The organism is Actinomadura xylanilytica, assembly GCF_030283145.1.
Taxonomy (GTDB): Bacteria; Actinomycetota; Actinomycetes; order Streptosporangiales; family Streptosporangiaceae; genus Spirillospora; species Spirillospora xylanilytica.
In genome coordinates, this window is sequence record NZ_JASNWE010000003.1 from 471857 (window position 1) to 486615 (window position 14759).

The 14759-nt window shown below is 75.6% G+C and carries 12 protein-coding genes; 5 read left to right on the forward strand and 7 right to left on the reverse strand.

Translation table 11 applies throughout. From position 1 onward, the window contains the following. Positions 1 to 47 precede the first annotated feature (47 nt). Together QP090_RS19985 and QP090_RS19990 are read right to left on the reverse strand one after the other, a co-directional pair. A complete protein-coding gene (locus QP090_RS19985) occupies positions 48 to 3689 on the reverse strand; it encodes an AAA family ATPase (RefSeq protein ID WP_285940626.1) in 3642 nt (1213 codons plus the stop codon). Positions 3690 to 3740: 51 nt separating this feature from the next. After that, the gene (locus tag QP090_RS19990) at positions 3741 to 3965 is read right to left on the reverse strand and encodes a hypothetical protein (protein WP_285940627.1); all 225 of its coding nucleotides are present in this window, start codon (positions 3963 to 3965) and stop codon (positions 3741 to 3743) included. 218 nt (positions 3966 to 4183) lie between these two features. On the opposite strand from QP090_RS19990, the gene QP090_RS19995 reads away from it, so the two are divergent. Both QP090_RS19995 and QP090_RS20000 read left to right on the forward strand, forming a co-directional pair. Then, on the forward strand, positions 4184 to 5269 hold the full coding sequence (locus QP090_RS19995; RefSeq protein WP_285940628.1) for a hypothetical protein: 1086 nt from the start codon (positions 4184 to 4186) through the stop codon (positions 5267 to 5269). A gap of 14 nt (positions 5270 to 5283) precedes the next feature. Beyond that, complete coding sequence (locus tag QP090_RS20000) at positions 5284 to 5892, forward strand: hypothetical protein (protein ID WP_285940629.1); 609 nt, start codon at positions 5284 to 5286, stop codon at positions 5890 to 5892. A 19-nt stretch (positions 5893 to 5911) separates the two neighbouring features. Here QP090_RS20000 and QP090_RS20005 read toward each other — a convergent pair whose 3' ends face one another. Together QP090_RS20005 and QP090_RS20010 are read right to left on the reverse strand one after the other, a co-directional pair. Next, positions 5912 to 6343 (reverse strand): PPOX class F420-dependent oxidoreductase, encoded by a 432-nt coding sequence (locus QP090_RS20005; protein WP_285940630.1) that lies wholly within the window; start codon positions 6341 to 6343, stop codon positions 5912 to 5914. 93 nt (positions 6344 to 6436) lie between these two features. Continuing rightward, entirely contained in the window at positions 6437 to 7138 is a 702-nt protein-coding gene (locus tag QP090_RS20010) for a nucleotidyl cyclase domain-containing protein (protein ID WP_285940631.1), read from the reverse strand. 308 nt (positions 7139 to 7446) lie between these two features. Here QP090_RS20010 and QP090_RS20015 point away from each other — a divergent pair, with 308 nt between their 5' ends. Continuing rightward, entirely contained in the window at positions 7447 to 8169 is a 723-nt protein-coding gene (locus QP090_RS20015; protein WP_285940632.1) for a hypothetical protein, read from the forward strand. Between the two features lie 15 nt (positions 8170 to 8184). Here QP090_RS20015 and QP090_RS20020 read toward each other — a convergent pair whose 3' ends face one another. Together QP090_RS20020 and QP090_RS20025 are read right to left on the reverse strand one after the other, a co-directional pair. After that, positions 8185 to 9012 (reverse strand): ABC transporter permease, encoded by an 828-nt coding sequence (locus tag QP090_RS20020; protein WP_285940633.1) that lies wholly within the window; start codon positions 9010 to 9012, stop codon positions 8185 to 8187. Further along, complete coding sequence (locus QP090_RS20025) at positions 9009 to 9995, reverse strand: ATP-binding cassette domain-containing protein (protein WP_285940634.1); 987 nt, start codon at positions 9993 to 9995, stop codon at positions 9009 to 9011. The genes QP090_RS20020 and QP090_RS20025 overlap by 4 nt, the downstream gene beginning before the upstream one ends. A 111-nt stretch (positions 9996 to 10106) precedes the next feature. Between QP090_RS20025 and QP090_RS20030 the strand changes: the two genes are divergently transcribed. Beyond that, complete coding sequence (locus QP090_RS20030; protein WP_285940635.1) at positions 10107 to 10877, forward strand: TetR/AcrR family transcriptional regulator; 771 nt, start codon at positions 10107 to 10109, stop codon at positions 10875 to 10877. Positions 10878 to 10953: 76 nt separating this feature from the next. Here QP090_RS20030 and hrpB read toward each other — a convergent pair whose 3' ends face one another. Next, positions 10954 to 13569 carry an ATP-dependent helicase HrpB gene (gene hrpB, locus QP090_RS20035; RefSeq protein ID WP_285940636.1) on the reverse strand — a complete coding sequence of 872 codons (2616 nt, stop codon included), beginning with the start codon at positions 13567 to 13569 and terminating at the stop codon, positions 10954 to 10956. A 504-nt stretch (positions 13570 to 14073) separates the two neighbouring features. On the opposite strand from hrpB, the gene QP090_RS20040 reads away from it, so the two are divergent. Then, positions 14074 to 14655, forward strand: coding sequence for an NERD domain-containing protein (locus tag QP090_RS20040; protein ID WP_285940637.1), 582 nt, complete (start codon positions 14074 to 14076; stop codon positions 14653 to 14655). Positions 14656 to 14759: the final 104 nt, after the last annotated feature.

Genomic DNA, 14759 nt, shown 5'->3' on the forward strand with positions numbered 1-14759 from the left:
CGCCGCGGATCCGGCCCGGCGACGGCCGTCTCCTTCGCCGCGCTCCGCTAGAGGTAGAGCCCGAAGTCGTTCCCGCCGGGACGGCCCTCGGTGACCCCGGCGTCGCGCAGGTCGTCCAGGCGCAGCGTCCGCACCTCGTCCTCGTCGACCGGGTCGGCGGAGGTGATGCGCTGGGCCTGGACCGACACCGCGCGGTCGAGCAGGTTGCGCACCTCCCGCGCGTTCCCGAAGCGCGGGCCGCGCGCGAGGCCGCGCAGCACCTGCCGCACCGCGTCCAGCGCGCGCGGCTCGACGGTGAACCCGGCGCCCGCCGCCATCGACTCGAAGATCGCGACCAGCTCCGCGGCGCCATAGTCGGGGAAGCGCAGCACCCGGGGGAAGCGCGAGGCGAGCCCGGGGTTGGACTCCAGGAACCGCTCCATCTCCCGCTCGTAGCCGGCCACGATGACCACCAGGTCGCCCCGGTGCTCCTCCATCAGCCGCAGCAGCTCGGCGACCGCCTCGTGCCCGAAGTCCGCGCCGGGCGCGTGCGCCCCGGCCAGGGCGTACGCCTCGTCGACGAACAGCACCCCGCCGAGCGCCCGCTCCACCGCGGCGCGCACCTTGGGCGCGGTCTGCCCGACGTACTCGGCGACCAGGTCGGCGCGGGCGACCTCCACCAGGTGCCCGGAGGTCAGCAGCCCGAGCCGCGTGTAGACGGCGGCGAGCAGCCGGGCGATGGTGGTCTTGGCCGTCCCGGGGTTGCCGGTGAACACCATGTGCCGGGTGGGCCGGGCGGCCGGGACGCCGGCGTCGCGACGCGGGCGCTCGGCGCGGGCCTCGGCGACCAGCAGCCCGACCTCCCGCTTGACCTCGTCCAGCCCGACCAGCCGCTCGATCGCCAGCAGCGGGTCGTCGGCGGGCTCGGCCCGGTCGGCGGGGACGAGCGTGACCGGGACGTCGGCGAGGGACAGCGCGTCGAGGGAGTCGTCCTCGTCGAGGGCGCCGCCGGTGAGGACCCGCCGCCCCTGCCTGGCCACCATCCGGTCCAGCAGGGCGGCCATCAGCCGGGCGTTGCCCTGCCGGGCGCCGTCCGGGGCGTCGCGGAGCAGCGCGCGGACGCCGGCGAGCACGCCGTCGCCGAGCGCGAACCCGTCGGCGGCGGCGCGGGCCGCGAACACCTCGACCAGGTCGTCGCTCGTCAGGTCGGGGAACCGCACCGTCTTCGGGAACAGCCTGGCGAGGTCGGCGCGGGACTTCAGCAGCCCGCCGAGGTCGGCGTCCGGCCCGGCCAGTACCACCACCACGTCCTCGGGGTGGGACTCGATCGCGGCGATCAGCGCGTCGGCGGCCTCGCCGTCGCGGGGCGAACCGGACGGGTCCAGCAGGTGCGCGTTGTCGACCAGCAGGATCCCGCCGAGCGCGCGCTCGACCGCGCGCCGCACCCGGGGCCCGCTCTCGCCGGAGTACCCGCCGGTCAGGTCGGCGCGGTCCACCTGGACCAGGTGCCCGGAGGTCAGCACGCCGAGCTCGCCGTAGAGGCGGCCGAGGACGCCCGCCACCGTGGACTTGCCGGTGCCGGGACGGCCGGCGAAGACCAGGTGCCGGGACCGCGCGAAGGCGGTCATCCCGGCCTCCTGCCGCAGGCTGGCGGCCTTGGCCTCGGTGACCAGCGCGCGGACCTCCCGCTTGACCGGCTCGATCCCGACGCAGGCGGCCAGCTCGGCGAGCGGGTCGGACCCGGCCGTGCCGGGCGTGAGCGGCCGGTGCGGCAGGTCGGCGTCGGTGACCTCGGCGGACGCCGCGTCCCGGCGGCGGGCCCGGTCCAGGCAGTGCCCGGCGAGGTGGTCGGCGAGCCGCGCGTTGCGCATGTTGAGCTGGGCGGGCGTCCGCGCCAGCAGCGCCCCGGCCGCCCGCGCGACCCGCTGCTCGACCCGGCCGCCGCGGGCCCGCACGGCGCGTCCGAACAGCTCCGCGTGGTCGAGGACGCCGAAGTCGCGGGTGCGCGCCACCCGCATACCGCGGACGAGCGCCGGGTTGGCGTCCAGGACGCGCTCCTCCCCGCCGGTGCGGCAGAGCGCGACGACGTGCAGGTCCGGGTGGTCGGCCAGGGCGCGGCGCAGCTCCTCCAGCACCGCCGGACCGGCCGGGTCGTGGCCGAGGAGCGCGTCGAGATGCCGGACGACCAGCAGCAGCCGCCCTTCGACGCAGTCGCGGACGCGGGCCTGGAACCACAGGACGGCGTCGCTCACCCCGAGGGAGGTGAACGACTGGTCGGACACCGGCAGCGCGGCGCGGATCCGGCCCTGGCCGGTCAGCACCCGCTCGAGCGCGACGGCGGCGGTGCGCCGCCCGGTGCCCTCCGAACCGGAGATCAGCAGCCGCACCGGCCGGTCCCGGTCCCGGGCGGACGCGCGCAGCGCGCCGGTCAGCGCCGCCGGGCCGATGACCCCGCCGAGGTCGGCGAACTCGTCACCCTCCGCCGGACAGGCCTGGGCGGGCACGGCGGGCGCGGCGCCAGCGACGGCGGTTCCGCCGGCGACGGCGGTTCCGCCGGACGTGGAGCCGTTGGGCCCGAATCCTCCGGTCCCGGACGTTCCGGATGTGGAGGCGAAGCGTGCGGTCAGCGGGTTGAGCACGCTGGTGCGCCGGGTGAACAGCCGCCGCAGGTCCATCTGGAAGGCGCGGACGGGGACGCGGCAGCGCGGGCTGGTGGCGGCGTCGGGCAGTCCCTGGACGGCGCCGGTGAGGCGGACGGCCATGTCGAGCCAGGCCCGGCACGCGTCGGCCTCGCCCGCGACCAGCCCCCGCGCCAGCCAGGCGCGCTGCTCCTGCTGCCACAAGTCCACCGAGAACGTCCCGCGCGACGCGCGCAGGCGTTCCATCAGCGACTCGTAGCGGGCGGTGCCGAGCGTGACGGCCATCTCGGCGGGCACCGCCTCGGCCTCGGCCGCCAGCAGCACCCCGGCGAACGCGTCGTCCAGCGGGTCGCCCTCCCCCACCATGCCGATCAGGCGTTCGTGGGCGGCGCCGAGCCCGTCGCAGACCCAGGCCAGATATCCCACCGGACCGGCGAACTCGGGCAGGGCCGCCAGCGTCTCGTCCGGCAGCTCGGCCAGCCAGGCGTCCTCGAACCCGTCCTGCGGGACGGTCATGTCCTGCTCGCGCAGCACCGGGTCGTCCGCGCGCCGGTCGAACAACTCGATCAGCGCACGCCGCCGGCTCTCCAGCGGGACGAGCCCGTCGAAGACGTCCAGACCCGCGCGCGCCAGCTCGAGCATGACCGCACGCCGCTCACGGTCGTTGCCGGCCGGTTCGGGCAGCCACAGGCCCGGCGGACGCCACCGCCCACCCTGCGTGAACCACGCAGCCGGGTCACGCACCGCCGACTCGGGCGTCGCCAGAAAATCCGACAGCAGCTCGTAATCGATATCACCCCGGGAACCACCCCGCACCGCCGACGCCCCCAGCAAAAACGTCAGCAGCGACCACTGCTCGGCGCCCGCCGAACTCGTCCCCGCACCATAGAAATCGCTGAGCTGCCGCGTGAGAACCACCGCACGCCGATCACGGTTGTACTCCACCGCACGCTCGCGCAACTCCTCGTACAAACCGTCAGGAACCCGCCACGGACCGAACCCGTAGACGTCCAGCACCGGCTCGTCGGTCAACAGCACTTCCAGGTGCTCTGGCAAACGGGGGGAGCTCACCTGGTCAGCCTCCACCAGCCGGGGATCCTCATTCTCACTCAGCCGTCCCCCTTAGTCGATCATCTCGTGGAAGAGCTTGAGCGAGGCCGCGAACGTTCCCGCCGCCCCCAGGGCCGCCTCGGGGAGCGAGCGGCCGGCGGCGAGCAGCAGGACCCCGCAGCCGAGTCCGCCGAGCATGGCCAGGAGCAGGACGAGCACGGCCCGCTGCGTCATCAGGGCGCCGCGGCCTTCGGGCCCGTCGGCGTCCGGCCTGGGAAGGTGCGAGTCGGACCGCATGACGTCCTCCGGGGAGAAGGGCGCCCGGCCTGTTCCGCGCGCCTTCTCCTGTCTACAGATGTCCCCCTTCGCCGAACGCCACTGGTGTTCCCTCACCCATCCGGGAAGAGCCACGGGACTCATCCCGGTTCCGAGAATCTTGAAAGGCTCATGGCGTTCCGCCCGATACGTGCATCTAAAGACATGACGAGGCCGGCGAGACACCAGGGAGGTGGCCGATGCCTCTGCCCAATGACGAGGAACGACCCGACGAGGAGACCCGCGAGACCCTCGACAGTGCGCCCAAGCCCCAGGAGCAGGGGAAGGACCGCACCGAGGTCCCCTCCCCCGAGGCCGGTCCGGCCGGCCGGGCCGGCGAGGGCGCCCCCTGCGCCGACGGGACCGGCGGCGCGGACGGCGCGGACGGGGAGGATCCGGCACTGGTCGGGCCCGGTGCCGCCGGCGACGCCGACGCCCCCGGCTCCGCCGTTCCGATGAGCGACGCCGACGTGCTGCGGATGGAACGGAGGCTGGAGACCGCCGACCTCGTCGGCCACGGGCCCGTCCTCCCCCGCTACACCGGCGGCGGGGCGGTCGACGAGAACGCCCGGCGCCGGGCCGACGGGGATCTGCTGGAGGCGCTGCGCGCGAGCGGATTCTCCGGCCCCGTCCGCGCCCTGTTCGAGGCGGAGTTCTGCGGCTACGGCCGGGCGATCCTGATGATGCTCATGCGGACCGGTGAGATCATCCCCAGGTGCGCGGCGATGCCCCCGCACCGCCCCCGGCCGCTACCGGTCACCGACACCCCCGCCTGGACCGACGACGACATGCAGGGTCTGGCGGACGAGACGGTCGCCCGCGCGATGCGCGTCTTCATCGAGCGGACGCTCCGGCAGGGGGAATGGGACCCTGACGGCGGAGCGTCGCTGAAGACCTTCTTCGTGGGCTGCTGCATCCTGCAATTCCCCAACGTCTTCTCCGTCTGGCACCGGCAGCGCGGCAAGTGGGAGGACAATGAGCGGCTGGACCGGACCGGCGCCGTCGACACCGGCGCCGTGGAGATCCGGGTCGATTCCAGCGGCGCGGGTGCGGACGGCTGGAGCGACCTGACCGCCGCCGCCGCCCTCGACTCGGTGCTGGCCGGCCAGTGGCTCCAGAGCCTGCGGCCGAAGGAGCGGATCGTCATGGAGCTGCTGCTGAACGACCACACGCAGGTTCAGATCGCCGCGTTCCTCGACATGCCGCTCACCACCGTGCGCGGCGTCGTGGAGCGCGTGCGCCGGCGCGCCCGCGAGGACGGCGGCGGGCGGTGGAGGGGGGAATGATGGGCGAGCGGCAATTGACGAGACTGTTCCAGCAGCGGCTCGACCGGCTCAGCGGCCTCTGCCGGTCCCTGGACCTGGGCGTCGACGCCGGCACCCTGGGCCGGCTGGCCAGGGAGACGGCGGTGTCCGGCGGGACGGCCTCGCGGAACACCTCCGGCGGGGCCGCGGCGCTCCCCGGCATCGTGCGCGTCGTCGCCATGCCCGAAGAGCACACGCCGGCGCAGATCCGCACCGGGGTGGACGCCTGGGTGCGCGCGGCGGTCGACGCCGGACTCGCTCGGCCCGGCGAGCACAAGGCGCTGGCCGAGATCGTGGTCGCCGAGCTGCTGATCGAGCGTTCGTCGCTGGGCGGGCCGGGCGCGCGGACGGCGCGGCGGAGCCCGCCGGGCCTGCTCTCGGAGACCGCCCCGTCCGGCGGCCGGGCGGTCCGCGCGCCGTCGCCCGCGGAGCCGGCCCCGCTCCCGTACGGGCCCGCCGCGACCGGTCGGGTGCTGCCCGGTCCCGCTCATCCTGCGGCCGAGGTGGCGCGGGACGCCGATCCCGCCTGCCTGCGGGTGGCGAGGACGAACACCATCGGGGAGCCGGGCCGCCCCCCGGTCCCGCCCGACCAGCCGCCGCCCTGAGCCACTGCCCGGCCTCGGCTCAGGAGGCGGGTGGCTGGCCGTAGAGGCGGTCGACGCTGAGGCTGATGATGACGCGGCGGTCGGCGACCATCGCGCGCCGGTAGTCGTCCCAGTCGGGGTGCTCGCCGCGAATGTCGCGGTAGAGGGCGATCAGGTCCTCCACCTCGACGCCGTCCGGGGCCGTGGCGGGCGCCGACAGCTCGGCGGCGCCCTCGGCGACGGCCCACGCCCAGCCGTCGGGGCTGCCGACGTGCAGGCTGGCACGCGGGTCGCGGCGCAGGTTGCGGGCCTTGGCCCGGTCGTCGGTGATCGAGACCCGGACCAGCCGCCGGCCCTCGTCGTAGTGGTAGTTGATGGTGGAGAGCTGAGGGCGGCCGTCCCGCTTGAGGGTGGCCAGGACCCCGATGTCCCGCTCGCTGATCAGCTTCACCAGTGCCGCGTCGTCTGCCATCGTCCGCCTCCCGGGGATCGTGTCGTGTACCAGTGCACAACCGCGCCGCGGCCGGACGGCTTCCCGGCGGCGCGGCGGGCGCCGCCGCCGGGGTCAGCCGGCCGACGACTCGGGCGCCGACCCGACCAGCCTGGGGAAGGCGAGCACGGTCCCGGGCCGGGCGGGGCGGTCGTCCGGCCCGTCGCGCTCCCCCCAGCCGTCGACACCGCCGTCCCGGGCGCGGCCGGTGAAGATGTGGCCGCGGAAGGTGGTGCCCTTCGCCTTGACCCTGATCGGCTCGAACTCCGTGGGCGGCAGCGAGCAGAACCCGGTCTGCACGACGTCCTCGTAGAGCGAGTCCGACACCACGTACGCGAGGTCGCGGTCCCGGCCGTCGTTGAGCAGCCGGCGCAGCGGCGCCGAGTCGAGCAGCCGCTGCACCACGATCGGCGCGTCGCCGGCCGGGCCGAAGGGGCCCGCGGTGAGTGTGCCGTGGTGCAGGGCCAGCCGCACCCGCAGCGGCGGGCCCGCCTCCCCGTCACCGTTGATCTCGCGCAGCCGCGCCGCGAGCTCGATGGCGAAGTCCCCGGCCACCGGCGCCGGGTCGACGCCCACGGGCAGGGTGGCCAGCTCGCCGTCGCCGCCGACCTGCTTGTCCCAGAGGGCCCGGTTGAGGCCGACGCCCCGGGCCGCGCGGTCGAGTGCGTCCGAAAGGTACTGCTGGGCGAGCAGCTGCTCGCGGGTGTCCCGCTTGCTGTACGCCTGGATGTCCACCGCCAGCAGCAGGCGGTAGGCCAGGTATCCGTTTCCCTTCACGCCAGATCGCCCCTTGGTCCTCCGAGCAAGCAAGGGCCCGCTGCCCTCATTCGCTCCACAGTGGAGAGAGTGTTGCCAGGTGGAGGACCACCGTGGTGCCCGGGTGCGCGCCTCCTCTGCGTCGTGTGATGCGGATGAACGAGAAGTTGGACGCCCCCCACATCCCGCATGCACTCAAAAGTAAGGGACTCATGGCAAACAAGTAAGGGATTTTCTCCGCGGACCGGACATCGACGGCCGTCCCGGCAGCGGTCGGACCCCGCCACCCCGGGGCCGCGGGGACCCCCGGGGGTGCATAGCCTGGAGGGGTGAGCGCTCCCCGATCCGACCGACAGCCCCGACTGATGCTGCCCGGCCTGCGCCAGGTGTACGAGGCGTACGTGCGGGAGGCCGACATTCTCCCCTCGCTGCCCGGCGCGCTCCAGGCGGAGGTGTGGACGTCGGCGCGGCTCGGCATGCTGGAGGCCGCCGCCCCGCACGCCGAGGGCCGCCGCACCGCGCTCGGCGACCTGGTCACCTGCCTGCGCGCGGCCGGGACACCGGGGGCGCGGGTGTTCCTGCGGGTGCTGGCCGCGATCGGCCCCGCCGAGGTCCGCAGAGTGGCGGGCCAGGCGGCCGGTTCGCTCGGCGACGTTCCCGAGCCCCCCTGGGCCGGCGCGGCCGGACGGGTCGTCCCCGGCCAGGTGTGGCTGATCCAGGAGGGCCCGCTCGACGGCGACCGGCTGGTCTGCGAGTTCCGGTACGAGGGCGCGGGCACCGCCGGGCTGCACGCCCTGGCGGTGCGCCTGTCCTACCAGGACGTGCCCAGCGAGGTCGTGGTCGTCGGCGACGTGCCCGCGCTGATGGCCGCCGCACGGCAGGCGATGCAGGCCGAGCTGTGCGTCCTCCAGCCCTACGACCCGGCGACCGTGGGGGTCAGGCTCAGGGCGGCCCTGGACGGCCCCGGCCCCCTTCCCGAGGAGTGCTACCCGGCGCTGGCGCTGGCCCGCCACCGCGCCGCCGCACTCCCCGGCCCCCCGTCCGGCGCCTGACCCTCCCGCCGCCGGTCAGCGGCTCAAGTGGCGGTGGCGGCGCACCGCGAGCGGGAAGAAGACCGCCGTGATCAGCAGTGGCCACGCGACGGCCAGGGCGACACTGTGCCCGGACGCCCAGGAGCCGCCGCCCGCCCCGGCGCCGCCGAACAGCTCCCGGCACGCGGTGACGGTCGCCGACAGCGGGTTCCATTCGGCCGCCGTGCCCAGCCAGCCCGGCATGGTGCTGGGCGCGACCATGGCGCTGGACAGGAAACCGACCGGCCACACCAGGATCTGGACGGCCACCAGCGATTCGGGGCCGTTGGCGACCAGCCCGAGGTACACCCCGACCCACAGCAACGCGAACCGCAGCAGGAGCAGCAGCCCCAGCCCGGCCAGCGCCCCGCCGGGGCCGTCGTGCCAGCGCCACCCGATCAGCAGGCCGCATCCGGTCATCACGGTCAGGGCCGCGGCCGAGTGGATCAGGTCGGCCGCGCCGCGTCCGACGACGATCGCCGACGAGGCCATCGGCATCGCGCGGAACCGGTCGGTGACGCCCTTGGCCGCGTCGGTGGCGACCGCCGCGAACGTGGTCTCCAGGCCGAAGAGCATCGTCATCGCGAACATGCCGGGCATGATGAACTCGCGGTAGCTCCCGCCGCCCGGCACCGTCATCTGGCCGCCGAACAGGTAGCCCATCATCAGCACGAGCACCACCGGGAAGAGCAGCCCGACGGCGACCTCGCCGGGGCGGCGGGCCCAGTGCGCGAGGGCGCGGGCGGTCAGCGTGCGGCCGTCCGCGGCGGCCCGGCGGAGCCGGCCGGGGAGCGTGCCCGGCGGTTCGGGAACGGAGACGGTCATGCCGGCACCTCCGCCGTCCCGGCCGCGGCGGGTTCGCCCGGTCCCGCTCCGGTGAGCCGGAGGAACACCTCGTCCAGGGTGGGGCGGCGCAGGCCGATGTCGGCGACGGCGATGCCCGCCTCGTCCAGGGCCCGCACGGCCTCGGTCAGCGCGCCGACCCGGTCGGTCACCGGCGCGCCGGCGCTCAGGGCGTCGCGGTCGACGGCGGCGTGCACCCCGGCGGCCCGCGCGACGATCGCGGCGGCCTCGTCCAGCCGGGCGGCGTCGCGCACGACGACGTCGACGCGGTCGCCGCCGGCCCGCGACTTGAGCGCCTCCGGGGTCCCGGTCGCGATGACCCGCCCGTGGTCGATCACCGAGATCCCCTCGGCCAGCCGGTCGGCCTCCTCCAGGTACTGCGTGGTGAGCAGCACGGTGGTGCCGCCGCGGGCCAGCGCGCGGACCTCGTCCCAGACCTCGGCCCGGCTGCGCGGGTCCAGTCCGGTGGTGGGCTCGTCCAGGAACAGCACCGGCGGCGCGAGGATCATGCTCGCGGCCAGGTCGAGCCGGCGCCGCATACCGCCGGAGTACTTCCCGGCGGGCGTGCCCCCGGTGCCGGTGAGCCGGAACCGGTCGAGCAGCCCGTCCGCCCGCAGCCGGGCCGCGCGGGCGTCCAGGCCGTAGAGCCGGCCGAACATCACCAGGTTCTGCCGCCCGCTGAGCACCTCGTCCACGGCGGCGTTCTGCCCGACCAGGCCGATCCGGGCCCGGACCCGCGCGGCCTCGCGCGCCACGTCGTGCCCGGCGACCTCCGCGCGCCCGCCGTCGGGGCGGACGAGCGTGGTCAGGATCCGGACGACGGTGGTCTTGCCCGCACCGTTCGGGCCGAGCAGGCCGTGCACGGTCCCGGCGGGCACCTCGAGGTCGATCCCGGCGAGGGCCTCGGTGCCGCCGTAGCGTTTGCGCAGCCCCTCGGCGACGATCGCGGACGGTGGTACGCGCATCACAGCCACCTCTTATTCTGTACGTCGTACGGAGTAATCCCGGAGACTATAGCGTACGCCGTACAAAGTTTAATCCGGTGCGGGCTCCCCGATCTCTGCGAGGATGGGCCGGTGACCATCGAGTACAGCGGCGGTGGCGACCCCCGGCGCAGCCTGGAGCTGCTGTGGGGCGTCCAGGGGCGGCCGAAGCGGGGCCCCAAGCCCAAGCTGACCGCCGAGGAGATCGTCCGGGCCGCGATCGGCATCGCCGACGCCGAGGGGCTGGGCGCGCTGTCGATGCGCCGCATCGCCGAGGACCTCGGGGTGTCGCCCATGTCGATCTACACCTACGTGCCGGGCAAGGCCGAGCTCCTCGACGTCATGCTGGACCGCGCGTTCGGCGAGCTCGTCCCGCCCGCCGGGGAGCACGGCGCGTGGCGGGCCCGCCTGGAGCACATCGCCCGGGAGAACTGGCGGCTGTTCCACCGGCACCCGTGGCTGCTGCACGTCGCGATAGGCCGCCCCCCGATCGGCCCGCACCTGCTCGACAAGTACGAGTACGAGCTGGGCGCGGTGGAGGGCCTCGGCCTCACCGACCTGGAGATGGACTCGGTGGTCGCGCTGGTCACCGGGTTCGCCGAGAGCTCCGCCCGCGCCGCGGTCGACGCCGCGCTGGCCGAGCGGCGCACCGGCACGACCGACGCGGAGTGGTGGGAGGCCACCGCGCCCATCCTGGACGAGTTCGTCGACTCCGGGCGCTACCCCCTCGGCACCCGCGTCGGGACGGCCGCCGGGCAGGAGCACCAGTCCGCCGTCGCCCCCGAGCACGCCTTCGAGTTCGGCCTCCAGCGCGTCCTGGACGGCATCGCGACCCTGATCGACTCGCGCGCGCCCGCGTCCTGAACGGCCCGCGCCGCGGCGGACGGTTCAGCGGCGCGGGTGAGGCGGAGTTCAGCGGCGCGGGACCGGGCGGCGAGGATCAGCGGCGCGGGTTGAGGCGGCGGGTGGGGGCCGCCCCCACCGGGTCCTCGGGCCACGGGTGCCGGGGGTAGCGGCCGCGCAGTTCGGCGCGCACCGCCTTGTAGCCCTCGCGCCAGAACGAGGCGAGGTCGGCGGTGACGGCGGCGGGACGTCCGGCCGGCGACAGCAGGTGCACCACCAGCGGCACCCGCCCGCCCGCGAGCCGGGGCGCGGCGTCCCAGCCGAACAGCTCCTGGAGCTTGACCGCCAGCACCGGCCGCTCGCCGGAGTAGTCGACGCGGACCCGCGAGCCGGACGGCACCTCGACGCGCTCGGGGGCCATCTCGTCCAGCCTGGCCGCGCACTCCCAGGGGAGCAGGCCGCGCAGCGCGGCGACGACGTCGACGCGCCGGAGGTCGGACCTGCGGCGCGCGCGTGCCGCGTCCAGCCAATCCGGGACGCGCTCCAGCAGCGCGTCGTCGTCCACGGCGGGCCACGGGTCGCCGAGCGCCCCGTGGCAGAAGGCGAGGCGTGCGCGCAGCGCGACGGCCGCCGGGGTCCAGTTCAGCAGGCCGAGCCCCTCGGCGCGCAGTCCGTCCAGCAGCGCCTCCCGCACGAGGCCGGGCGAGGGATCGCGCAGCGGCCCGGCGGACAGCTCGATCGCGCCGAGCCGTTCGACCCGCCGGGCCGCCACGTCGCCGTCGCGCCAGGCGACCTCGTCACCCGCCGACAACAGCGGCGCGGCGGCGAACCTGGCCACGTCCTCGTCGATGACCACCGCCTGCCGGATCCGCGCCGACGCGGCCCCCGCCGGACGGTCCGCCGACGCGATGGCCAGCCATTCGGGACGGGCGGCGGCCAGCGCCGATCCGGCCGCCAGGTCCGCGCCGGTACCGGACGCCATGAGGTGGCCGCTGCCCTCGCGCGCCCGCGCGACCCGCTCGGGGAACGCGAGCGCCACCACGGTCCCGGCCACCGTGTCGTCCTGCCCCCGGGGCCCGGCGGACGGCGCGCCGGCCGGGAGCGCCTTGTCGAGGCGGCGGGCCTCGTCGCGCCAGCGGGCGGCGTGCGCGTCGGCGGGCGGGCCGTCGCGGCGCAGCCTGCGCCACGCCGCCGTCAGGTCGTCGCCCGCCCCGCGCGGCGGGGGCTCCGACAGCAGCGCGACGACCTGCGCCGCCGCGCGGCGGCCGACCCGGCGGGACCCGTCGAGCAGCGCGCGGGCCAGCCGGGGATGCACCCCGACGCCCGCCAGCAGCCGGCCGCGGCCGGTCACCCGGCCCTCGCCGGTCACCGCGCCGAGCGCGTGCAGCGTCGCCCGCGCGGCCTCCATCGCGGCCGGGGGCGGCGGGTCGGGCAGGGCCAGGCCGGCCGCGCCGGGGTCGCCCCAGCAGGCCGCCCGCAACGCGAAGCCGGTCAGATCGGCGAGCTCGATCTCGGGACGCGGGCGGGCCGGCAGCCGGTGGTGCTCGGCCTCGCTCCAGCAGCGGTACACGGTGCCGGGCGCCTCGCGTCCCGCCCGGCCGGCGCGCTGCTCGGCGGCGGCCCTGGACGCCCGCACGGTGGTCAGCGCGCCCAGCCCGCGGGCGTGGTCGGTGCGCGGTTCGCGGGCCAGCCCGGAGTCGACGACGACCCGCACGCCGGGGACGGTGAGGCTGGACTCGGCGACCGAGGTCGCGAGCACGACGCGGCGCCGCTCCCCCGGCGCGAGCACCGCGTCCTGCACCGATGGCGGCGCCTGCCCGTGCACCTGGAGGAGCTCGGCCGGGACGCCGCCGAGGAGCCCGGCGACGCGGGCGATCTCGCCGACGCCGGGCAGGAAGCACAGCACGTCGCCGCCGCGTTCGGCGAGGGCCCGGCGCACGGTGGCCGCGACGTGCGCCAGGACGGCCGGGTCGACGCGCATCCCGTGGGGCGGGGGCGGCGGGCGGTCGGGGGCCGCCCAGACGACCTCCACCGGATGCAGCGCCGCCTCGGTCTCGACGACCGGCGCGGCCCTGTGCCCGTCTCCGTCCCCGTCCCCGAGGAGGCGGGCCCAGGGGCCGGTGTCGGCGGTGGCCGAGGCCGCGACCAGGCGCAGGTCGGGCCGCAGGGTCGCGCGGACGTCGAGCAGGAAGGCCAGCGCGGTGTCGGCGTCCAGGTGCCGCTCGTGGCACTCGTCGAGGATGACCGTGCCGACCCCGGCCAGCTCCGGGTCGTCCTGGAGGCGCTGGAGGACGACGCCGGTGGTGACCACCTCGATGAGCGCCCCCGGACGGTGCTCGCCGCGGACGGTGATCCCGACCCGGCCGCCGACCCGTTCGCCGAGGAGCCAGGCCATCCGGCGAGCGGCGGCACGGGCGGCCAGCCTCCGGGGTTCCAGGACGAGCACCTTCCCGGCGGGCTCGCGCGCCGGTCCCGGTGCCGGACCCCGCTCCGGCCCCCCGGCCGCGCCTCCGGGACCGTCCAGGCCGGGGACCAGCCCCGCCAGGGCGAGCGGGACGAGGGTGGTCTTGCCCGTGCCCGGCGGCGCCGCCAGCACGGCCGCGCCCCGTCCGGCCAAAGCGGTGTGCAGAGCGGGGAGGGCGTGGCGCACGGGCAGCCCGGCCGCCTCGCGCAGGCGCGGCGAGGGCAAGGCCTCAGGGCTGGTGGGGTGCATCGGTCCAGTGTGACGCGCCCCGGCGGCGGCGCCCGCCCGGGGCCCGCGACCGCACCGAGTGATCGCCCGTGTGAGAAATGCCACAATGATCACTCATGACCCTTGCGGCGATAGTTGCACCGCGCATTTCGCCATTACTTGTAGAACGTTCTAAAGCGCTGGCCAAGAGGACACGCGAGATTTCCTCCCAGTCAGCTCTATAGCAATACCCCTTCCACTTCCGGTTGCTCTGCGGTTCGACTTCCGTCACCCGATGACGTGGTCTGGAAATACCCACGCCACCGCCATAATCTGGTTATCACCGCAGGTGCACGGAGGTTAACGATGATCGGTAGCTCCATCTATCTCAGGGACCGTGCGGCCTTCACGGGTGGGACGCCACAGGCCGTATACGAAGAACTGTGGCAGCGCGGACGCAAGGGAAGATTGCGGACGCGAGCAATTCTGGCGGCAGTGACGCTCATCTTGTGCGGAACCCTCATCAACGCAGTTTTCGGCGTTGTGATGGCCGTTCTGGTTGCGGGGGCCGATACCTACTTCCATTGGCGCGGCTATAACGCAGCCAGCGTCTGGCGGCGCGGGCTGCGCGGCGAGGACCGGATGAACCGGCTGCTGCGACACACCCTGGAGCGGCGCGGTCACCGAGTGCTGCACGCCCGGATCGTCCCGGGACACGGGCCCGCCGACGAGCTGCTGATCGGGCCGGGCGGCGTGTGGCTGATCCACAACGAGGCGTGGCATCCGGACGCGGAGATCTCCCGGCACGGCGGCAAGGTCTTCATCGACGGCCGCACCCAGTCCAAGCTGGTCGCCGGGCTGACCGCCACCGCCGAGACCGCCGGGCGGCTGATCTCCGAGCGCGGTGGGGTGCCGGTGAAGGTCGTCCCGGTGCTGGCGGTGCACGGCGGCCGGCAGGTCAAGCCGCCGTTCGTCGCGGACGGCATCGCGTTCGCGCCGCCGTGGCGGCTGCTGCGCTGGATCCGCCGCAACCCGTCCGCCGACCTGTCCGCCGAGGACGTGGAGACGGTCGCCCGCGCCGCCGTGCACGCGCTGCCCATCGGCGGCCGGACGATGACCTCCTCATGATCCCCGCCGCACGCCCGTCGCGGGCCGTTCGCGAGGGCTGGCCCGCGGCCGGCGGCCAGGCCATGGCCGGCGGCCGGGCCGCCCGCGAGGAGCGCGCCGAGCGT